Genomic DNA, 488 nt, shown 5'->3' with positions numbered 1-488 from the left:
GTCGATTCGCTGATCGGCTTCATGTTCGACATCAGCGAACGCAAGCGCACGGAAGAAAAGCTCGCACGTCTGCAGAAAGAACTCGAAGCGCTGTCGTTCCAGGACGGACTGACGGGCGTGGGCAACCGCCGCATGTTCGACGCCGTGATGCAGCGCGAGTGGATTGCGGGTCAGGAAAGCGGCAAGCCGCTGTCGCTGATCATGATCGATATCGATTTCTTCAAGTCCTACAACGATTACTACGGCCACATCCAGGGCGACGATTGCCTGAAGCGCGTCGCGAGCGTGCTCGCGCAGGCCGCGCGTTCCGGCGATTTTCTCGGACGGTTCGGCGGCGAGGAATTCGTGCTGGTGCTGCCGGACACGGACGCGGATACGGCCGTGAAGATGGCCGAACGCTGCCGCGATCTGATCGACGCCGAGTCAATCGCGCATGTACGCTCGCCGCATCAGCAGCGCGTCACGGCGAGCTTCGGCGTGGGCACCAT

Annotated in this window: 1 protein-coding gene; it reads left to right on the top strand. The window is 62.1% G+C overall.

The features are described from left to right. On the top strand, nt 1-488 hold a 488-nt coding region (locus GR197_RS31390; protein ID WP_164016600.1), incomplete at both ends, for a GGDEF domain-containing protein.

Origin of the sequence: Rhizobium phaseoli, from assembly GCF_010668805.1 — a bacterium.
Classification (GTDB): Bacteria; Pseudomonadota; Alphaproteobacteria; order Rhizobiales; family Rhizobiaceae; genus Rhizobium; species Rhizobium phaseoli_A.
This window is presented reverse-complemented; position numbering and strand designations above follow the sequence as displayed.